Source organism: Pseudomonas sp. MONT-RG-20F-20-E-7-02, assembly GCF_022662395.1.
Taxonomy (GTDB): domain Bacteria; phylum Pseudomonadota; class Gammaproteobacteria; order Pseudomonadales; family Pseudomonadaceae; genus Aquipseudomonas.
In genome coordinates this window covers 194,624-215,286 of record NZ_JAKNQN010000005.1, presented here as the reverse complement: position 1 = coordinate 215,286, position 20,663 = coordinate 194,624, and the positions used below count along the sequence as shown (strand labels likewise).

Below are 20,663 nucleotides of genomic sequence, written 5' to 3'. Positions count from 1 at the left end.
GGGAAATCAGGGTTTCTCAAGCGACCACAGGTCGCTTTCGATGCTTTCGAACCTTTCTTTAAGGAGCGTCTGCGTGTCGAAAATCGCCCTGTTGTAATAGTGCGGCGCCACTTCGGTGGTGAACAGCTCAAGAATCTCGGCGACCTCGAACGAGCCCAGCTTGAGCTCGAAGCGGTCCTCCATGAAGCGCTTGATCTTGAGGGTAGCCTCACTCTCCTGCTCGGGCGTGAGGTTCAAGATCGGCAACTTCGGTTTCTTGGCCATTTACCAGCGACCATCCCACGCGGCGAAGTTCTGCAGCAATTGCAGGCCATGGGTATGGCTCTTCTCTGGGTGGAACTGCACGGCAAACCGCGAGCCTTCGGCCAGCGCTGCGGCAAAGTCGACGCCATAGTGCCCGCCACCGACCACCTGGCGCGGGTTACCCGCGGCGATGTAGTAGCTGTGCACGAAGTAGAAGCGCGCCATGTCCGGGATTTCATGCCACAGCGGGTGGTCGACGGTGCGGCGCACTTCGTTCCAGCCCATGTGCGGGACTTTCAGGTGTTCGCCGTCTTCGTGCAGGTCTTTGCCGAAGAACTTCACCTGGCCCGGGAACAGGCCGATGCAGTCGACGCCGTCGTTCTCTTCACTGCGGTCGAGCAAGGCTTGCATGCCCACGCAAATGCCGAGAAACGGTCGGTCCTGGCTGACTTCACGCACCAGGCTGTCAAAGCCCAGGCGGCGGATTTCGGCCATGCAATCGCGAATCGCGCCGACGCCGGGAAATACCACCCGGTCGGCTTCGCGAATCACATTGGCATCGCTGGTGATCAGCACCTTGCCGGCGCCTACGTGCTCGAGGGCCTTGGCCACCGAGTGCAGGTTACCCATGCCGTAATCGATAACCGCGACCGTCTGCATTACAGAACGCCCTTGGTCGAGGGCATTTGCCCGGCCATGCGGTCATCCAGCTCCACGGCCATGCGCAGCGCGCGGCCGAAAGCCTTGAACACGGTTTCGATCTGGTGGTGGGTGTTGGTGCCGCGCAGGTTGTCGATGTGCAGGCTGACAAGTGCGTGGTTGACGAAGCCCTGGAAAAACTCCTGGAACAGGTCGACATCGAAGCCGCCCACGGTGGCGCGGGTGTAGGGCACGTGCATCTGCAGGCCTGGGCGGCCGGAGAAGTCGATGACTACGCGCGACAGCGCTTCGTCCAGCGGGACATAGGCGTGGCCGTAGCGACGGATGCCTTTTTTGTCGCCGATGGCCTTGGCAAATGCCTGGCCGAGGGTGATGCCTACGTCTTCCACCGTGTGGTGGTCGTCGATATGCAGGTCGCCCTTGCACTCGATATCCAGGTCGATCAGCCCATGACGGGCGATCTGGTCCAGCATGTGCTCAAGAAAAGGGACACCGATATCAAATCGGGCCTTTCCGGTGCCATCCAGGTTGATCGAGGCTTTGATCTGGGTTTCCAGAGTGTCGCGCTCGACGGATGCCTTACGTTCGGCCATCACCAGCTCCGCAAAATCATTGGGCGAAAAAGGCAGCCATTATAGGGGCGCGGGCGCCAAACAGAAACATCGAAGGGGATAAGACTGATGGAGTGTCGGGGATAGACATGTGCATACAAGTAGGCGCTCCAGAATGGTGCGCCTGAATCTTTAGACGGGTGAAGATCAAGTGTGGGAGCTGGCTTGCCTGCGATGCAGACGCCTCGGTATTTCTGTTACACCGAGGCGATGCTATCGCAGGCAAGCCAGCTCCCACACAAGCCCGGCTCCCGGAGGAGCCGGGCCCACCGGACTACAGCGGTGTTAGTGGAACAATACTGCGGTTTTCTGCAGGGTCACCCACACGCCCCACGCCAACGGAATACCCACCACCAGCCACGCAGCGATCGCCATTGGCACGCTGCCGGACGAGGCTTTCCACTCCAGAGAAGTCGTGGCGTCAGCCCCTTTGTCGTGACCCAGCGCCTGTTCGGCAGCCAGCTGCGCATCGGTCATGAAGTACTTGTCGGCCACCGGGCGAACCAGCAGGTTGCAGATGAAGCCCAGCACCAGCAGGCCTGCGAGGATGTACAAGGTGATGTCGTAAGCCGCAGCGCGCGGAACGCCAATGCTCAGCTGATACTCACGCAGGTAGTTCACCAACACCGGACCAAGCACGCCCGCCGCCGCCCAAGCGGTCAACAGGCGACCGTGGATCGCGCCGACCATCTGGGTGCCGAACAAGTCGGCCAAGTACGCAGGCACGGTCGCAAAACCACCGCCGTACATCGACAGGATGATGCAGAACGCGGCAACAAACAGCGCCACATTGCCCAGGTGTCCCAGGTTCGGAATCAGCGCGTACAGGGCAAAGCCCAGGGCGAAGAACACGAAGTAGGTGTTTTTACGGCCCAGGTAATCGGAGAACGACGCCCAGAAGAACCGGCCACCAATGTTGAACAGGCTGAGCAAACCGGTGAACCCGGCCGCGATTGCAGCAATAGACGCCAGTTGACCGGCATCCAGCTGGCCAAACGTCAGACCATTACCCAGCAACTTGCCACCGAACACTTCCTGCAGCAGCGGCGACGCCATGCCGAGGATGCCGATACCGGCCGATACGTTCAGGCACAGCACCAGCCACACCAGGCGGAATTGCGGTGTTTTCCAGGCCACGTTCACGTGCACGTGACGATGGGTGATCATCGCGTTGTTGGCTTTTTTCGCCGGGGCGGTCCAGCCCTCAGGCTTCCAGCCGGTCGGCGGAACGCGGTAGGACAGTGCGCCACCAATCATGAACACGAAGTAGATCATGGCCATGACCACGAAGCTCTGCCATACGCCCACGCTTGTCGGCGAAGCGAAGTGGCCCATCAGCGCTGCTGCCAACGGTGCACCCACCATTGCGCCGCCGCCGAAGCCCATGATCGCCATGCCGGTGGCCATGCCGCGCTTGTCCGGGAACCACTTGATCAGAGTCGACACGGGCGAGATATAGCCCAGGCCCAGGCCGATACCACCAATCACTCCAGAGCCGATCCACATCAGCCAGATCTGGTGGGTGTAAACGCCCAACGCCGAGATCAACAGGCCGCCGCACCAGCACAAGGCCGATACAACGCCGGCTTTACGTGGCCCGGCATGTTCCAGCCAGCCGCCCCAGATCGCTGCCGAGCAGCCCAGGAAGATGAAGAACAGGGTATAGATCCAGCCCAGCATGGAGATGGGCCAGTCGCACTGGGACGAGAAGACTTGCGCGATAAAGCTCATGTCCGGTGCACAGGCAACCGGTGCGGTGATACCCAGCGCCTTGGACAGTGGCAGCCAAAACACCGAGAAGCCGTAGGCCATGCCGATGCAGAGGTGGATGGCCAGGGCGGCCGGTGGAACCAGCCAGCGGTTGAACCCCGGCTTGGCGATAATGCGCTCCTTGGACAGGAACGCAGGCTGTGCGGCAGTATTGCCAGCCGCAGTGCTTGTGCTCATTGGTGTTTCCCCCAGTTATTAGTATGTGTCCGTCAGGCGCTCTCTCCCTCGGCCTTGCACGCAGAGCGTTGGCCGTTGTTGTTGAGTAAAGCTCCTTTTGAGCGCGACGCTGTGTCGCAGACGACAGACGAACCCGCGCAGATTAGCACCAGTGGATGACAGAAAAACCAAACTGATATCACCTTTTTTACGCAATCTGATTTGTTCGTCGGCAAAATCCGATTTTGCCGACGCTGGATACAATGTAACGATGCGTGAACTGACGCAGGCCGTCGGGCGTTATACTCTGCGGCTAAATTTTGAAATCGACATACAAGGACTCGCCCATGAAAGCGTTCGGCAAAATCCTGGGTCTGGTACTTCTCGGGCTGTTGCTGATCATTGTGGCCCTGGGCTTTGCCCTGACCCACCTCTTCGATCCCAACGATTACAAAGACGAGATTCGCCAGATTGCCCGCGACAAGGCCCACATCGAGCTGACGCTCAATGGCGATATCGGTTGGAGCCTGTTCCCCTGGCTGGGCCTGGAATTGCACGAAGCCAGCGTCGCGACCATGACCAACCCTACCCAACCGTTTGCCGACCTGCAGATGCTTGGCCTGTCGGTGCGCGTGCTGCCGCTGTTGCGCCGCGAAGTGCAGATGAGCGATGTGCGTGTCGAAGGCCTGAACCTGCGCCTTAACCGTGACAAGCAAGGCCACGGCAACTGGGAAGACATCGGCAAGAATGTGACCGAGACCACCGCCGGCGCCCCCGCTGCGGCGCAGCAGCCCGCCGAGCCGGAACCCGAGAAGCCGCCAAAGCCGATCCGCCTGGACATCGACAGCCTGACCATCAACAACGCCCGCGTTGAATACAACGACGAGCAAACCGGCAAGCAGTACAGCGCCGAAAGCATTCAACTGAGCGCCGGCGCCGTGCATGAAGGCGCGAGCATTCCGCTCAAACTCACCGCTTTCCTGGGCAGCAACCAGCCGCTGATGCGAGTCAAGACCGAGCTTAACGGCAACCTGCGCATTCAGCGCGCCCTCAAGCGCTACCAGTTCGAAGACATGAAGCTCAGCGGCGAAGCCACCGGCGAGCCGCTGCAAGGCAAGACCGTGACCTTCTCCACCCAAGGTCAATTGCTGGTGGACCAGGCGGCCAACATTGCCGAGTGGACCAACCTCAAGCTCTCCGCCAACCAGCTGCGCGCCTTGGGTGAACTGAAGGTCAACGACCTGGACAAAACCCCGCAGCTCAGTGGCGCCCTGTCCATTGCCCAGTTTGACCTGGCCAAGTTCCTCGACAGCGTCGGCCACCCGCTGCCGCCGATGGCCGCAGGCAGCCTGAGCAAAGTCGAACTGGTCAGCCGCCTCAAGGGCACGCCTACCAGCGTGGCGCTGGAAGACCTGAACTTGAAACTCGACAGCAGCACCTTCACCGGTCGCATTGCTGTCGAAGATTTCGCCAAGCAAGCCCTGCGCGTGCAGCTCAAAGGCGACACCTTCAACGCCGACGACTACCTGCCGGCCAAGTCCGAGACCGCCAAAGGTGCGGCCGCCGCACGCCAGGCCGAAGTGCAGAACAGTGAAGCGGGCGCGATGGCCGCCGGTGGTACCACACCACTGCCGGATGCACCGACCAAAGGCGCGTGGAGCACCGACAAACTGCTGCCATTGACGCGCCTGCGCACCTTGGACGTGAACGCCGACCTGGCCTTCGGCCAACTGACCCTGAGCAAACTGCCGATCCAGAATGCCGCACTCAAAGCGTCCGGCATCGACGGCCAACTCAAGCTCGACACCCTGAGCGGCGGCCTCTACAACGGCACCTTCCAGGCCAACGGCACGCTCGATGTGCGCCAGGACATCCCGCTGCTGGCGCTGCAAACCCACATCAAGCAAGTGCCGGTTGAGCGAATCCTGCAAGCCCAGGGGCAGAACCCGCCGGTGAAAGGCCAGATCACCCTCGACAGCAACCTCAACGGCCGTGGCAACAGCCAAAAGGCACTGATCGACAGCCTCAACGGCACCGCCAGCTTCGTGATCAATAACGGCATGCTGCTCAATGCCAACCTCGAACAGCAACTGTGCACCGGCATCGCCCTGCTCAACCGCAAGACCTTGAGCAGCACGCCGCAGGGCAAGGACACGCCGTTCCAGGAACTGCGCGGCAACTTGACCTTCCGTAACGGCGTGGCCAGCAACCCCGACCTGAAAGTGCGCATCCCCGGCCTGACGGTCAACGGCAACGGTGACGTCGACCTGCGCGTACTCGGCATGGACTACCGCGTCGGCATTATCGTCGAAGGCGACAAGCGCGACGTGCCGGACCCGGCCTGCCAGGTCGGCTCCAACTTCCAGGGCATCGAAGTGCCGTTGCGCTGCCGTGGCCCACTGGAACTGGGCGCCAAGGCCTGCCGCCTGGACAAGGACGGCTTGACCCAAGTCGCCATCAAGGCGGCCGGCAACAAGCTCAGCGATAAACTTGAAGAGAAGCTCGACAAGGTCAACCCACAGTTGAAAGACGCTCTGAAGGGCCTGTTCAAGCGATGAGAAACGAGCAGTTTTCGCAGGCGGTACTGGACTGGTACGACCGCCACGGTCGCCATGACCTGCCCTGGCAACAGGGCATCACGCCTTACCGGGTGTGGGTGTCGGAGATCATGCTGCAACAGACCCAGGTCAGCACGGTATTGAATTACTTCGACCGCTTCATGGCTTCTTTGCCGACGGTCGAAGCCCTGGCCGCTGCGCCGGAAGATGAAGTGCTGCACCTGTGGACCGGCCTGGGTTACTACACCCGCGCACGCAACCTGCAGAAGACCGCCAAAATCGTCGTCGCCGAATACGGCGGCGAGTTTCCCAAGGACGTCGAAAAATTGACTGAATTGCCCGGCATTGGCTTGTCCACCGCCGGCGCAATCGCCAGCCTGAGCATGGGCCTGCGTGCGCCGATCCTCGACGGCAACGTCAAGCGCGTGTTGGCGCGCTTTACCGCGCAAGAGGGTTACCCAGGCGAGCCCAAGGTCGCCAAGCAGCTTTGGGCGACCGCAGAACGCTTCACGCCACACGATCGCGTCAACGCCTACACCCAGGCGATGATGGACATGGGTGCCACGCTCTGCACCCGCAGCAAACCCAGCTGCCTGCTGTGCCCGCTGGAAAAAGGCTGCGAAGCCCACATGCTCGGCCTGGAGACGCGTTACCCGATCCCCAAGCCGCGCAAGACCATCCCGCAAAAGCGCACGCTGATGCCGATGCTGGCCAATGCCGAGGGCGCGATTCTGCTTTACCGTCGCCCTTCCACGGGCCTGTGGGGCGGTTTGTGGAGCTTGCCGGAGCTCGATGACCTGCAAGACCTGGAACACCTGGCTAACCAGCACGCGCTCGAACTGGGCAAACCGCATGAACTGCCAGGGCTGATCCACACCTTCAGCCATTTCCAGCTGGCCATCGAACCCTGGCTGGTCCAGGTCGAGGAATCCGCCCATCACGTGGCCGAGGCCGACTGGCTCTGGTATAACCTCGCCACCCCGCCGCGCCTGGGCCTTGCCGCCCCGGTGAAAAAACTGCTGAAGCGCGCGGCTGAAGTATTGAACGCAGGAGTTCCGTCATGACCCGCACCGTAATGTGCCGCAAGTACAAAGAAGAATTGCCAGGCCTGGATCGCCCTCCGTACCCAGGTGCCAAGGGCCAGGACATTTTCGAACACATCTCCGCCCAAGCCTGGGGTGACTGGCTGAAACACCAGACCCTGCTGATCAACGAAAAACGCCTGAACATGATGAACGCCGAAGATCGTAAATACCTGGCGGGCGAGATGGACAAGTTCTTTTCCGGCGAGGAATACGCCAAGGCCGACGGCTACGTGCCGCCTGCTCAATAATTGATCAAAAATCGGGGTCGGCACGTAAGCGACGGTAATAATTAAATATTTTTTGAAAACTTGCTTGACGACCCCCTGAAAAACCCGTTTAATGCGCCCCGTTGCCCAGATAGCTCAGTCGGTAGAGCAGGGGATTGAAAATCCCCGTGTCGGCGGTTCGATTCCGTCTCTGGGCACCACTAATACCGAAAAACCCCAAGCGAAGATGATTCCTTGGGGTTTTTTATTGCCTGCGATTTAGTGGCCGGGGGTTATTTATCGCGCGGCTCAATCGTATAGCTGTTACTGAATTTTTTGCTGCAAGGTAGTGTTTAGATGACCCGGTACTTGTTCCGCGCGCTGTTGCTGCTGACGTCGCTGCTCAGTGGCTGCGCCACACAAATGGATGTCTCGATCAACGCAACGCCGGATCCGGACTATCACTTTGATCGACAAGCTACCGTGCTGGTGACGACGTCCGTCGGCGGCAGTGCGCAAAGCACGCTGAATGCCCGCTACTACCTGCGGGACATGGTCAGTGCCATGAAGGACCAAGGCTTTCACGAGGTGTATACCGACGCCACCCTGCCCAAGAACCATGCACCGATCAAAATGACCATCCTCCTTGATGTCGACAGCAAGCAGGTCACTTACCGCTACACCGCCACCGAGTACGGCCAGGTGCCAACCAGCACCACCACCCAGTGCAAGAAGACCAAGAAGAAAGAAGACCAACTGACCTGCACCAGCACGCCAAACACCACCTACGGCCCGGTGGGCACCTCGGAGCGCACCGGCTACACCACGCTCACCACCTTCACCGCCACTGCGCGTGATGAGGCGAGCAGGCGCGCCGTGTATCTGCTCCGGGTGATGTCTTACAACGAAGACTGCCAGGCGGCCAAGATCGAGGCTTTCCTGGTGGAACAGGGCCTGCAGAACCTGAACTTCCAGGATCGGGTGCAGCGCAACTACACCGTCACGATGCCCGAGGGTTACCAGTGCAAATAGGCGCTTGCCTATTTCAGCAGAAACACCATCAGCGGATTGTCATTCAGCCGACCTTCGAAGTTTGCTGCCTGCTGTTCCATTGACGTCCCTTTCAACAACACAGCCTCTTTACGCGGCACAATCACCCAGGATGGCCGGGGCAATGTCGCCAGCTTTTCAAGCTCATTGCCCGCGACAAACAGCGGCTGTTCATCGTGGTCCAGGTTCATCATGTAGCGTATTGCCCAGGTGTCGCGACCGAGGTCGACAAACACCAACGGGCCCGGCTGCGACGCTCGGAGCGCTTCGACCTGGCTGACAAACCGGCGTGTGTCGAATTGCAGGTCTTTGGCCGGATCTATCACCACCACCAGCAGCAGCCACTGCGCCGCCAAGGCGATTGCGCTGAGCCACACCAACCGCAATGGGCGCCGCCAGGCAATCAACGCCGCCGCTTGCAGAACCAGCAGCGCGCCAATCAACAACGGCAACGAAACCTCAGGCCAATATCCGTGCTTCTGCCAGGCATGCCGACACACAAACAGCACAACCACGCACAACGCCGGCAGCGCTGCGACAAGCCATTCATAACAGCGGCGCACGCCAACCAGCCAGTTTTGCGCCTGGAGCAGCCCATAGGCCGCGACAGCGGCAAACATCGGCACCATCGGCAGAATGTAATAAGCGCGCTTGAAGTGCGGCACCGACAACCCGAGCAAGATCATCAAGCCACAGGCGCCCAGCCGCACGATCAGTTGCACTTCGTCACTGACCCACCGCTCAGACCAGCGGTGGCGCAGCGCAATCAAGGCCGCCAACGCCAGCGGCACCACAGGGAAATAACGGTACAAGCTGAGCTTGAAGTAGAAGTAGAACGGCTCGCCACTCTCATCAAGCCGCCCACTGACCTGCATCCTGAACACATCATCGGCAAAGGCATCGCCGCCGCTGAACCGCGCCAGCTTCATCAACATCCACCAGCACGCCACCAGCAACACCAACCCCACGAAACCGTGAATCAGCACCTGCTTGACCCGCTCACCGGGCCGGCCCATTGCCCAATACACGCACACCACGCCACAGACTTCGATCAACCCCAGCGGCCCGCGAATTGCGAATGCCAGGACAAACAGCGGGAACACAGCCAGCTGCCTCACCCGCGAACCCAGGCGCTCGCCACTGTGCAGCAGGTAGAAACTGCCCACGCATAACAGCGCGATCATCAGGTCCAGGCACACCGAACGCGACTTATCGAGCAATTGAGTAGTGAGCAGCGTGAGCAGCACCGTCAGCAATGCCCAAGGCCTGCTGAACGGCGCCAGCAGGCGATAGACCAGGGCGGTCATGCCCGCCGAGGCAAGCGCCGTCGGCAGCACATTCGCCAGGTGGTTCGGCGCGCCAAACAACTTGGCAAAGACAAAACTGAAGAAGGTCGCAGTGCCGGGATAATCAGGGTACGGCTGGCCATAGGTAGTCGGGAAAAGACTCGCGCCATGGCGAAACATTTCCTGCATGAACAGCGCCCAACGTCCGTCAAACCCTTGGGGTTGCTCGTCCCAGATGCCCCAGGTGAACAGCAGCAAAGCGATCAGGAAAATGCCCAGGGACTCCAGGCGAAAACGGCTGCGGTGATCCATCGAATGTCCTTTCAGGTAGGCTGCGCCGACTCCATGGTGCCGACTCAACCCCTGAATAGCGCCTGAACAAACCCGAACATTTATGGATTTATCGACCAGCGCGCCACACCAGTGCCGGAATCAGCCGGATATAGACTAGCTCGCCGATCAGCTCCAGCAGGGTTTGCACAATCACCGCCGTGGCCGCCAGCCCGCGCACGTCGTCGGGCAATGCCAGCGCCAAGGGCAGCACCACCAATGAGTTGCGGGTCGACGCACTGAACGTCACCGCCCGCGCCGTCGTGGCAGGCAACGCGAACAACCGTGCCGCCAACGCCCCCATCAGCGGGGCCAGCAACAGGAAAGCCACATACACCGGAATCACCGGCAGCAACACACCGATATCGCGCACCACCGAAGTGATCTGCGAGCCAATCACCACAAACAGCACCAGCGCCATCGCCGGCACCGGCAGCCAGGCCCAGGTGTTATTCCACGCCCCCATCAGCCTTGAGCGCCGCGCCAGGGCGGTGGTCAGCACCGCCAGCATCATCGGCAGCACAATCAACCACACGAACGCCTCAACAAACGGCCCCACCGCCACCACCACGGCGGATTGCCCACCCAGCATCAAACCCAGGTACACCGGCAACAGCACCAGTTGCAGCAACAACAGCACCGGCGTCGCCGCCAGCATCAGCCGCGAATCACCCTTGCCGATATGGGTGAACACCACCACGTAGTCGATGCACGGCGTCAGCAATACGAGCAGCGCACCGACCAGTAGCGCCGGGCGCTCCACCAGGCCACGGGTGAGCACCCACACCAGCAAGGGCACCAGGATGAAATTGGCCAGCAACAATGCCGCGATGAAGCGCTTGTTGCCCAGGCCTTGGCGCAAGTCCAGAAACGGGATTTGCAGGAACATCGCGTACATCAGCACTGCGATGGCGGGCGTGACCAAAATGCCGAGGCCGTGGGCGGACGTGGGTGCAAACACGCCGAACGCAGCCGCGAGCAGGACGGTGACGAAGTAGATGGGGATCTGGTTGTGTTCGAGGGTGTCGCGGGTCATGAAGTCGCTCTAGCGGTTTGCGAAGGCGTAAGCCTATGCATCTACTCACTCGAGGTCGAGCAGCAAAACCGGTACGCGCATCAGGGATATTCTTGGCGGGCGTGCAGCACTGTCAGTATTTCAATCCAATCCGTAATGCGATAAATCACCAAGTAATTTGGATGCACAACAATTTCTCGAGTACCCAACACTCTGCCCAATCGGTACAGATAAGGATGCTGGGGAAGAGCCGTCGTCGCAGCCTCAATGGCTTCATTCAAATCACGGGCGGCCGCTACATTGCGCTCAACGATATATTCCAGAATTGCTCTGAGTTCAGCCCGGGCTTCAGGCCGCCACTCAACCCGCATCACGCTCTTTTTGTTTCAATTCAATCAGCGTGCGCATCTCGGCCATGACCTGATCATGCGGAATACTTGGGCGAGGATCATCGATTGAAGCCTGCACCTTGGCACGAAACCAACGGTCATAGCTCGCGGCCTGCTCTTCTGTTTCAAACTCTGAAACGATAGGAGAAAGGGGAATACTCATAGAGACCTCCGTAATGGATGCCTGCCAGTCTAATCGGTGCATGGTTGGCTGTCGTTCCTCTCGGATGTATGGCTTTATCAGTGGCCCCGAACATTAGTGACCCTGCCGGAGAGAGCACAAGTACTGGCAAACTGAACAACTGTTACTAAAAAAAATAAAAACCGACACAGGCAGAGAAACAATGAATGTGAATGAAGCCTCTTCGCAAAGGCCTGCCATCAGCTCCAAACCAGGCCACAGCGAACCCTTCAAGGAGCCCGCTGCCGACGGCTATCTCATTGGCGGTTTTACCTGGCGACACCTACGCACCGACTTCGAGCGCCCAGTCGTCATCATCAACGCCGCCACTTCCGTGCGCTGCCGCCACTACTCACGCTTCGCCGACTACCTGTTTGCCAACGGCTTCGACGTCATCACCTTCGACTACCGAGGCATCGGCGAATCGCGCAGTGGCTCGTTACGCGGCTTCAAGGCGTCGTGGTCGGATTGGGGCGTGCTGGATTTCGAGGCGATGTTGCAGCGTGCGCAACGGGAGTTTCCGGGGCAGCCGATTGATGTGGTCGGTCACAGTTTTGGCGGTTGTGCGGCGGGGTTGGGGGCATCCGGCGCAGTGATTCGACGAATCGTCACGGTCGGCGCGCAGTTTGCGTACTGGCGCGACTATGAAGCGAGCGGGCGCTGGCAGATGTTCGGTAAATGGCAAGTGGTGATGCCGTTTGTGACGGCGCTGTGCGGCTACTTCCCCGGCAAACGCCTGGGCTGGCTGGAAGACACGCCGGCCGGCGTGGTACGCGACTGGGGCACGCCGACGCCCAGGTACGAGACGCGCCCCAGCGGGCGCGCCCTTGTTGAGCTGCCGTTTGCCCGCGTGAAGGCACAATTGCTGGCCATCAGCATCACCGACGATCCATTTGGCACGGTGGCGGCTATTGAGCGGTTATTGGGCTATTTCGAAGGCAGCGCGCGTACGCACTTACGTATCGCACCCGAAGAAATCGGCGAAAAAGCCGTCGGGCATTTCGCATTTTTCCGCAGTGAATATCAGGATCGGTTGTGGCCGATTGCGCTGGCGTGGCTGCAACGGGGCGAGTTAGCGCAAGGCACGCCCGGCCAGCGCGTTTAGAATCCCTTGGGATTTCCCCCAACCTGCGCTTCAATACCCCACCCAGATCCTGAACAAAGGACGTGAGCCCATGGCCTCGCCGAACAAGCAGCAAAAACGTGCCCACCGGGCAAAGGCCAAGGCCAAGCAGAACCGTACCCAACGCAGCGTTGCGACCAAGCCGGATGCGTTTGCCGGTGATGACAGCCGCATTGACCTTGAGTCGGTGGATTTGACTGAGCTGTTTGTGGAGATGCGCGCAGCGGGCGAGATTAGCCAACAGGCGCTGTGCGCGGTGTTCCTGGCGCACCCGCTGCTTGCACTGGTGCTGGAGCAGGAAGGCGAAGAAGAGGCTACCGACTTTATCCTCGCGGCACTGATCGAGTATCGGCAGTGGGCGACGGACACCGACGATGAAGCAGCGGCGTTGGCGTGGATTGAGTCGCCGGCGTTTCAAGCCGATTACGTGGCCGCCTCACAAGCACTTGCCAACTCAGCAGACTGACGCAAAACCAACTGTGGGAGCGGGCTTGCCCGCGATGGCGGTAGATCAGCCAGCACATCTGGCGACTGACCCACCGCTTTCGTGGGCAAGCCCGCTCCCACATTTGAATGGCGGTGCCTTGAGCACCGCATTCCACTAAATCAATTGAGTACCGCGGCGCCTAGCTTCTGTGCCTTGCGACGGCTCGCCACAAACAACCCCGCCAACACCACCAGCAAGCTCAGGATACCGGTCGCGATGATCTCGACCCGGTGCGCTTCCTGGAACAGCATGATGGTCAGCGTGCCGACGATGAACACCATCACCGCATAAGTCAGGCCAGGGAACAGCCACATTTTGAAGACGATCTTCTCGCCCGCCGCCGTACGCTTCTGGCGCATGCGCAGTTGCGACACAGCGATCACCAGATACACCAGCAATGCGATAGCACCGGAGCTGGCCAGCAGGAATTCGAACACTGCCGCCGGGGCGACATAGTTGGCGAACACTGCCAGGAAGGCCGCGCCAGTGGACAGCAGCACCGCCCAGTAAGGCGTGCCGCTCTTGTTGGTGCGCTTGGCCACAGCCGGTGCGTCACCGCGACGGCCAAGGGAGAACAGCATGCGCGAAGCGGTGTACAGCGCCGAATTGAGGCAGCTGGTCACGGCAACCAACACCACCAGGTCAACAATCAGCTTGGCATTCGGGATGCCCATGCGTTCAAGCACAGTCTGGTAGGAACCTACCGCGGCCAGCGTCGGATCGTTCCATGGCACCAGGGACACCACGATGAAGATCGACAGCAGGTAGAACAAACCAATCCGCCAGATTACCGAGTTGGTGGCCTTGGTGATTTGCTGGCCCGGGTTCTTCGACTCAGCGGCAGCGATGGTGACGATTTCAGTGCCCATGAACGAGAACATGGTGGTCAGGATGGCTGCCAACACTGCGCCCATGCCATTGGGCATAAAGCCTTGGGTGTCGAACAAGTGTGAAACGCCGCTGACCTGGCTGGTCGGCAGAAAGCCGAAAATCGCCGCCAGGCCGAGGATCACGAAGCCCACAATCGCCACGACTTTGATCAGCGCAAACCAGAACTCGAATTCACCGTAGTTCTTCACGCTGAACAGGTTGGTCGCGGTCAGCAGCAAGGTGATGATCAGGGTAAATGCCCAGATGGCCACGTCGGGGAACCACGCGTGCAGGATGGTCGCAGCGGCGTTGGCTTCCAACGGAATCACCAGCACCCAGAACCACCAGTACAGCCAGCCGATGGTGAAACCGGCCCAGTGACCGATCGCGCGGTCGGCGTAGGTGGAGAACGAACCGGTGTCGGGCGACGCTACCGCCATCTCGGCGAGCATGCGCATTACCAACACCACCAGCGTACCCGCAGCGGCATAGGCCAGCAGTACGGCAGGGCCGGCGGCGGCAATCGCGTGGCCGGAGCCAACAAACAAACCAGCGCCGATGACGCCGGCAATCGACAGCATGGTGACGTGACGCGGTTTGAGCCCCTGTTCGAGGTCATTGGAGCTTTGCGTACTACTCATTGACACACCTTTACGAGGAATTGCGAAAACGGTCCGCCCGGCCTGCGATCTTTCTCGTGAAAAGAAACCAACGGGGCGTTCTTTATTTTTTACGCAAGATTTGCGCCAAAATATTACAGAGCCGCGATTGACGCGGGCTGTAGGACAATTGATCAACCCTCGCAAGTCATTGAGAACAATGGCATTCCGCTATAGCGTTACCGTGCGACCCATTTTAAAGACGTAAACGCGCACCAAAAACACACACAAAAAGTACGTGACGCTCCATAAAAGGGCTGATAAGGACCGTTTGCCCGGTTAACCCTTCCAACCCCCGGCCAAAGCTGGCACCATCGCGCCCTTTTTTACGCGAAGCCTGTGGATTTATCGGGTTCAAACGTCTGTTAGGTTGTTGATGGCGCGACACGCTGCTGCGCTGATGCGACACCCTGCCGCACACCACCTGTTAACCGTCCGTAGCGCTGTTGGCTGCCATCTGAACGCTATGCTAGCTTGGCGCCTCGCCAGGAAGGCGGCCCAACAGCAAGAACGCACTGAACACAATGAGGACCGCACATGGCCGAGGCCGCGCCCGCGCTTGAAATCCGCAACTTGCATAAACGCTATGGTGAGCTGGAGGTACTCAAAGGTATCTCGCTGACCGCCCGCGACGGCGACGTGATCTCGATCCTGGGTTCCTCCGGTTCCGGCAAGTCCACCTTTCTGCGTTGCATCAACCTGCTGGAAAACCCGCACCAGGGGCAGATCCTCGTCGCTGGCGAAGAGCTCAAGCTCAAGGCCGCAAAAAACGGCGAGCTGACAGCCGCCGATGGCAAGCAGATCAATCGCCTGCGCAGCGAAATCGGTTTTGTGTTTCAAAACTTTAACCTGTGGCCACACATGAGCATCCTCGACAACATCATCGAGGCGCCCCGCCGTGTGCTCGGCCAGAGCAAGGCCGAAGCTATAGAAGTGGCCGAAGCCCTGCTGGACAAGGTCGGCATCGCCGACAAGCGCCACGCCTACCCCGCGCAATTGTCCGGCGGCCAGCAACAACGGGCGGCGATTGCGCGCACCCTGGCGATGCAGCCCAAGGTCATCCTGTTCGACGAGCCGACATCGGCGCTTGACCCGGAAATGGTCCAGGAAGTACTTAATGTGATCCGCGCGCTGGCCGAAGAAGGCCGCACCATGCTGCTGGTCACCCATGAAATGGGCTTTGCCCGTCAGGTCTCCAGTGAAGTGGTGTTCCTGCACCAAGGCCTGATCGAAGAGCAAGGATCGCCACAGCAGGTGTTTGAAAACCCGCTTTCGGCGCGCTGCAAACAATTCATGTCCAGCAACCGCTAACGGAGCAACATGCATGCAGAACTATAAAAAATTCCTTCTGGCCGCGGCCGTTTCGATGGCGTTCAGCGCCACGGCCATGGCAGAAACCTTGAAAATGGGGATCGAAGCGGCTTACCCACCCTTCAACAATAAAGACGCCAGCGGCAACGTTGTCGGCTTCGACAAAGACATCGGCGACGCCCTGTGCGCGAAGATGAAAGTCGAGAAGTGCGAAGTGTATGTGTCCGACTGGGACGGCATCATCCCGGCTTTGAACGCCAAGAAGTTTGACTTCCTGGTGTCCTCGCTGTCGATCACCGATGAGCGCAAGCAGGCCGTCGACTTCACCGACCCGTACTACTCAAACAAGCTGCAATTCATCGCGCCTAAGGCGACTGCGGACTTCAAGACCGACGCGTCCTACCTGAAGGGCAAGATCATCGGTGCACAGCGCGCGACGCTGGCCGGTACTTACCTGGAAGACAAGCTGCCGGACACCGAGGTCAAGCTCTACGACACCCAGGAAAACGCCTACCTCGACCTGACGTCGGGCCGCCTGGACGGCATCCTCGCCGACAAATACGTGCAGTACGAATGGCTCAAGAGCAAAGACGGTTCGGCCTATGAGTTCAAAGGCGACCCGGTTGTAGAAAGCGACAAGATCGGTATCGCCGTACGCAAGGGCGACCCACTGCGCGAACGCCTGAACAAAGCCCTGGCAGAGATCAAGGCAGACGGCACCTACAAGAAGATCAACGACAAGTACTTCCCGTTCAGCATCGAATGATCTGAATGGCCTGTCCGGCGCGCTCGACAGGGCGCGCCGGCTTTTAGCAATGCCTGCCGCGATATGAAAACACCATGAATTTCGATCTCTACGGATTCGGCCCGGCGCTCGCTGCCGGCGCGCTGATGACCGTCAAACTGGCGCTCACGGCCCTGTGCCTGGGGCTGGTGCTGGGCCTTGCCGGCGCCCTTGGCAAGACCTCCCCGTACAAGCCGCTGCAATGGCTTGGCGGTGCATACTCGACCATCGTTCGTGGCATTCCCGAACTGTTGTGGGTACTGCTGATTTATTTCGGCACGGTCAATCTGATGCGTGCGCTGGGGGAGTTTTTCGGCAACCCCGACCTTTCTCTAAGTGCCTTTGCTGCCGGGGTGATCGCCCTGGGCCTGTGCTTTGGCGCCTACGCCACCGAAGTGTTTCGTGGCGCAATCCTCGCCATTCCCAAAGGCCACCGCGAAGCCGGTGTGGCGCTGGGGCTGTCGAAGTTTCGGATTTTCACCCGGTTGATCATGCCGCAGATGTGGCGCATCGCGCTGCCGGGCCTGGGCAACCTGTTCATGATTCTGATGAAAGATACTGCGCTGGTGTCAGTGATCGGCCTTGAAGAAATCATGCGTCATGCGCAGATCGGCGTGACCGTGACCAAACAGCCGTTCACCTTCTTTATGGTCGCCGCATTCATGTACCTGGGCCTCACCGTGCTGGCCATGACCGGCATGCACTTCCTGGAAAAACGCGCCGCCCGCGGCTTTGCAAGGAGCACCCAATGAGCGGTGACTACAGCTGGCTGTCGCACTTCGACCTGGGCCTGAATTGGGCCGTGATCATCAAGTGGCTGCCCAAACTGGCCCAAGGCGCGACCCTGACCCTGGAACTGGTGGCCATCGCCGTGATCGCCGGCCTGCTGCTGGCAATCCCGCTGGGCATCGCCCGCTCCTCGCGCCGCTGGTACGTGAGCGCCCTGCCCTACGCCTACATTTTCTTCTTTCGTGGCACGCCGTTGCTGGTGCAGTTGTTCCTGGTCTATTACGGGCTGGCGCAGTTCGACGCTGTGCGTGAGAGCTTCATGTGGCCGTACCTGCGTGACCCGTTCTGGTGTGCGACTGCCACCATGACACTGCACACCGCCGCTTATATCGCCGAGATTCTGCGCGGCGCCATCCAGGCCATCCCGCCGGGTGAGATCGAAGCAGCACGCGCCCTTGGCATGTCCAAGCCGAAGACGCTGTTCTACATCATCCTGCCGCGCGCCTCGCGCATCGGCCTGCCGGCGTACAGCAACGAAGTGATCCTGATGCTCAAGGCCAGCGCCCTGGCCAGTACCGTGACCTTGCTGGAACTGACCGGCATGGCGCGGACCATCATCGCGCGCACCTACCTGCCGGTGGAGATCTTCTTCGCCGCCGGGCTGTTTTATCTGTTGATGGCCTACATCCTGGTACGCGGCTTCAAACTGCTCGAACGCTGGCTGCGCGTCGATGCTTGCCAGGGACGTTGAAGCACGCTTCGCGGCGCTGGATGCGTTCCTGATCGAGCACCAAGGGCTGTGGCGACCACGGCCCTTTACCCATCTGCATTTACCCTGGGAAAACCAGCATCCCGAGCTGGCCCAGTGGCTGCGCCAGCGTTCACTGGCCGATGCCGAAAACAGTCACAACCGCCCCCATGACTTGCCGGCGCCGGCGCCTTTTCCACAGTTGGCTGCGCAGGCGCTGCGGCTCGGTGCTGTGGACAAGTTACCGACACAGGCGCTGGAACCCGCTCGCCATCGGCTGAACGTCGACGTGCCGGGCCGCAAGTGGCAACAGATCGAAGCCTTCGGCGCCGCACTGAATTTCGCGCAAAAGCCTACGCACTGGCTGGACTGGTGCGCCGGCAAAGGCCATCTCGGCCGCCGCCTGCTGCACGCCGACCAGCAGCTGACCTGCCTGGAATACGACCCGGCGCTGATCGCCACCGGCCAGGCCTTGAGCGACCACCACGGCTTACCCGCCAGCCATCGCCTGCAAGACGTGATGGCGGATGTGACGATCAGCCCCGAACACACGCCCGTCGCCCTGCATGCCTGCGGCGACCTGCACGTGCGGCTGCTGCAACTGGCCAGCGCGGCCGGGTGCAAGCAACTGGCGCTGGCGCCCTGCTGTTACAACCGCATCAACGCCGACAGCTATCAGCCCCTGTCCGGCGCCGGGCGCGCGTCGCCACTGAAGCTGTCAATTGATGACCTGGGCCTGCCGCTGAGCGAAACCGTCACCGCCGGCAACCGAGTGCGCCAACAGCGCGACACCTCCATGGCACGGCGCCTGGGCTTCGATCACTTACAGCGACAAGTGCGCGGCCTCGACGAATACCTGCCCACGCCTTCACTGCCAGCCAGTTGGCTGGATAAGCCCTTCGCCGAGTACTGCCAGGAGCTTGCAAGCCTCAAAGCTTTATCCGCAGGTGAACAGGATTGGGCGGCGCTGGAGGCACACGGCTGGCGGCGCCTGGCGCACGTGCGAAACCTGGAGTTGCTGCGCGGCCTGTTTCGGCGCCCATTGGAAATGTGGCTGGTGCTGGACCGGGCGCTTTTTTTGGTGGAACAGGGCTACAAGGTCGAGATAGGCAGCTTCTGCGAACCGGCGCTGACTCCGCGCAACGTGATGGTGCTGGCCGAGCGCGATTAAAGGGCAAAATTTCCTACACGCGCCCTGTGGATAACTCTGTTGATGGAATCTTTACAGAAGCTGTAGTTATCAGTGCTACAGGGCAAAAGCCACGCTGGTCATTTTTTGTTCACAAAATAAAATGCACACAAAACAGGCAGTTGCAGCGTGTTGAGAACGGCTCCACAAAATGGCTGTTTCGTGACAGGTCCGACCAACCGATTGTGCATAAGCATCTGGCGATAAGCGTATAAACCGCACTTTAGGCGGTTGCTTTCGGCGTCTTGAGTACCCGGCAAATCTCATTGATATCGTCACTCGCCAAGCGTTTCGCCACGTTGTCCAACGGGTCTGCGGCAAACGCCAACGCCTCGTTGATCGCCATGTCGCGGTGCACCTCCAGCGGCGCTTTGCCGAGGCGCTGCTTGAACGCCTCAACCATGTCCAAACTGAAGGGGTTGCTCTCATCCACCTGGTTGACCACCACCTGCACCGTCGGTGGGTTCTGGCCCTCAAGGTGCGGAGCGAGCAGCACATCCAGATGATCCAGGGTGCCAAGGCACGCGGCATCGGCCTGCACGATCACCAACACCACATCGGCCACGTTAAGCGCCTGATGGAAGTAGACGTTATTGCCGGCCGGGGTATCGATGATCACCGTTTGCCGCTCGCTCAGGCCCAGTGAGGCAAGCCGTTGAGCCAGCCAGGTGGGCTCATGCTTGAGCCAACGCTCAAGGTTTTCCTGCTGCTGGATGTCGATATCGCCAAAGGTGATGACCTGGCAACCGGCGAAACCGAGCTGCTGTAAAGGGCTCCACTGCCCATGCTCCAGGCTGGTGCGGCCGATACCAGGCAACGCGGCACTCACGCCGAAGTGATGGTGCAAGGCATTTTGTGGGTCCAGGTCCAGCGCCACCACCGATTCGCCATGGCGCTGCAAACCGCTGCTCAACGCCGTGGCCAACGTGCTGCGGCCAACGCCGCCATTCATCGACACTAACGCGACGACTTTCGGGCGCAACGCGGGGATATCAGTCAATTGAGATTGGGGAAGGGTGTTTTCGTCAGCAGGCACGCTGCCGAAAAAGTGCATGCGCGCATTAATGCCTTGGGCATCATGGGTGACGTTCTTGCCGAACAACGCAAGAAGTTCTTCGCTAAGGCTCATAGCCAGCTCCTCACGACGCAGCTAAAGACGTGAAGGTCGGCAAGCAGGCACTTACCGCAGGTCTTATTATTGGCGTCTTAGTGAAGCATTCTGT

21 protein-coding genes and 1 tRNA gene are annotated in these 20,663 nt (G+C 60.1%); 12 read left to right on the top strand and 10 right to left on the bottom strand.

Annotation, left to right across the window (positions count from 1 at the left end; all coding sequences use genetic code 11):
* Positions 1-6: 6 nt before the first annotated feature.
* From L8I05_RS16695 to L8I05_RS16680, 4 genes are all read right to left on the bottom strand, one after another.
* Positions 7-264: a DUF2164 domain-containing protein gene (locus tag L8I05_RS16695; RefSeq protein WP_159953725.1), complete on the bottom strand. Its 258-nt coding sequence runs from the start codon at positions 262-264 to the stop codon at positions 7-9.
* On the bottom strand, positions 265-903 hold the full coding sequence (gene hisH, locus L8I05_RS16690) for an imidazole glycerol phosphate synthase subunit HisH (protein ID WP_159953724.1): 639 nt from the start codon (positions 901-903) through the stop codon (positions 265-267).
* Positions 903-1,496, bottom strand: coding sequence for an imidazoleglycerol-phosphate dehydratase HisB (gene hisB / locus L8I05_RS16685; RefSeq protein WP_100940330.1), 594 nt, complete (start codon positions 1,494-1,496; stop codon positions 903-905). Before hisB ends, hisH begins: the two co-directional genes overlap by 1 nt.
* A gap of 303 nt (positions 1,497-1,799) precedes the next feature.
* A complete protein-coding gene (locus L8I05_RS16680; RefSeq protein WP_242170329.1) occupies positions 1,800-3,461 on the bottom strand; it encodes an OFA family MFS transporter in 1,662 nt (553 codons plus the stop codon).
* A 326-nt stretch (positions 3,462-3,787) separates the two neighbouring features.
* Here L8I05_RS16680 and L8I05_RS16675 point away from each other — a divergent pair, with 326 nt between their 5' ends.
* The 5 genes from L8I05_RS16675 (at position 3,788) to L8I05_RS16655 (ending at position 8,321) form a co-directional block, all read left to right on the top strand.
* Positions 3,788-5,998, top strand: a complete 2,211-nt coding sequence (locus L8I05_RS16675) for an AsmA family protein (protein WP_242170327.1) — start codon at positions 3,788-3,790, stop codon at positions 5,996-5,998.
* Positions 5,995-7,062: an A/G-specific adenine glycosylase gene (mutY, locus tag L8I05_RS16670; RefSeq protein ID WP_242170324.1), complete on the top strand. Its 1,068-nt coding sequence runs from the start codon at positions 5,995-5,997 to the stop codon at positions 7,060-7,062. Before L8I05_RS16675 ends, mutY begins: the two co-directional genes overlap by 4 nt.
* Positions 7,059-7,331, top strand: coding sequence for an oxidative damage protection protein (locus L8I05_RS16665; RefSeq protein WP_177017255.1), 273 nt, complete (start codon positions 7,059-7,061; stop codon positions 7,329-7,331). The genes mutY and L8I05_RS16665 overlap by 4 nt, the downstream gene beginning before the upstream one ends.
* 103 nt (positions 7,332-7,434) lie before the next feature.
* A tRNA-Phe gene (locus tag L8I05_RS16660) sits at positions 7,435-7,510 on the top strand.
* 136 nt (positions 7,511-7,646) lie between these two features.
* Entirely contained in the window at positions 7,647-8,321 is a 675-nt protein-coding gene (locus L8I05_RS16655; protein WP_242170321.1) for a hypothetical protein, read from the top strand.
* Between the two features lie 8 nt (positions 8,322-8,329).
* Here L8I05_RS16655 and L8I05_RS16650 read toward each other — a convergent pair whose 3' ends face one another.
* From L8I05_RS16650 to L8I05_RS16635, 4 genes are all read right to left on the bottom strand, one after another.
* On the bottom strand, positions 8,330-9,937 hold the full coding sequence (locus tag L8I05_RS16650) for a glycosyltransferase family 39 protein (protein ID WP_242170319.1): 1,608 nt from the start codon (positions 9,935-9,937) through the stop codon (positions 8,330-8,332).
* 88 nt (positions 9,938-10,025) lie between these two features.
* Positions 10,026-10,991, bottom strand: coding sequence for an arsenic resistance protein (locus tag L8I05_RS16645; protein WP_242170316.1), 966 nt, complete (start codon positions 10,989-10,991; stop codon positions 10,026-10,028).
* 80 nt (positions 10,992-11,071) lie between these two features.
* Complete coding sequence (locus tag L8I05_RS16640; protein WP_242170313.1) at positions 11,072-11,341, bottom strand: type II toxin-antitoxin system RelE/ParE family toxin; 270 nt, start codon at positions 11,339-11,341, stop codon at positions 11,072-11,074.
* Positions 11,331-11,522, bottom strand: a complete 192-nt coding sequence (locus L8I05_RS16635; protein ID WP_242170311.1) for an antitoxin — start codon at positions 11,520-11,522, stop codon at positions 11,331-11,333. The genes L8I05_RS16640 and L8I05_RS16635 overlap by 11 nt, the downstream gene beginning before the upstream one ends.
* 181 nt (positions 11,523-11,703) lie before the next feature.
* On the opposite strand from L8I05_RS16635, the gene L8I05_RS16630 reads away from it, so the two are divergent.
* Positions 11,704-12,645: an alpha/beta fold hydrolase gene (locus tag L8I05_RS16630; protein ID WP_242170309.1), complete on the top strand. Its 942-nt coding sequence runs from the start codon at positions 11,704-11,706 to the stop codon at positions 12,643-12,645.
* A 70-nt stretch (positions 12,646-12,715) separates the two neighbouring features.
* A complete protein-coding gene (locus tag L8I05_RS16625) occupies positions 12,716-13,129 on the top strand; it encodes a hypothetical protein (protein ID WP_242170307.1) in 414 nt (137 codons plus the stop codon).
* Positions 13,130-13,269: 140 nt separating this feature from the next.
* Here the strand turns inward: L8I05_RS16625 and gabP are convergent, their stop codons facing one another.
* Positions 13,270-14,661 (bottom strand): GABA permease, encoded by a 1,392-nt coding sequence (gabP, locus tag L8I05_RS16620; protein ID WP_159953701.1) that lies wholly within the window; start codon positions 14,659-14,661, stop codon positions 13,270-13,272.
* Positions 14,662-15,216: 555 nt separating this feature from the next.
* On the opposite strand from gabP, the gene L8I05_RS16615 reads away from it, so the two are divergent.
* The 5 genes from L8I05_RS16615 to L8I05_RS16595 all read left to right on the top strand — a co-directional run bounded on the left by L8I05_RS16615 (position 15,217) and on the right by L8I05_RS16595 (position 19,422).
* The gene (locus L8I05_RS16615; RefSeq protein ID WP_197625952.1) at positions 15,217-15,990 is read left to right on the top strand and encodes an ABC transporter ATP-binding protein; all 774 of its coding nucleotides are present in this window, start codon (positions 15,217-15,219) and stop codon (positions 15,988-15,990) included.
* Positions 15,991-16,003: 13 nt separating this feature from the next.
* Positions 16,004-16,756: an ABC transporter substrate-binding protein gene (locus L8I05_RS16610; protein ID WP_242170305.1), complete on the top strand. Its 753-nt coding sequence runs from the start codon at positions 16,004-16,006 to the stop codon at positions 16,754-16,756.
* Between the two features lie 74 nt (positions 16,757-16,830).
* Positions 16,831-17,526: an ABC transporter permease gene (locus L8I05_RS16605; protein WP_242170304.1), complete on the top strand. Its 696-nt coding sequence runs from the start codon at positions 16,831-16,833 to the stop codon at positions 17,524-17,526.
* 38 nt (positions 17,527-17,564) lie between these two features.
* Positions 17,565-18,254, top strand: a complete 690-nt coding sequence (locus L8I05_RS16600; protein ID WP_026013808.1) for an ABC transporter permease — start codon at positions 17,565-17,567, stop codon at positions 18,252-18,254.
* Complete coding sequence (locus L8I05_RS16595) at positions 18,235-19,422, top strand: methyltransferase (protein WP_242170302.1); 1,188 nt, start codon at positions 18,235-18,237, stop codon at positions 19,420-19,422. Before L8I05_RS16600 ends, L8I05_RS16595 begins: the two co-directional genes overlap by 20 nt.
* 241 nt (positions 19,423-19,663) lie before the next feature.
* Here the strand turns inward: L8I05_RS16595 and bcsQ are convergent, their stop codons facing one another.
* The gene (gene bcsQ / locus L8I05_RS16590) at positions 19,664-20,569 is read right to left on the bottom strand and encodes a cellulose biosynthesis protein BcsQ (protein WP_242170300.1); all 906 of its coding nucleotides are present in this window, start codon (positions 20,567-20,569) and stop codon (positions 19,664-19,666) included.
* Positions 20,570-20,663: the final 94 nt, after the last annotated feature.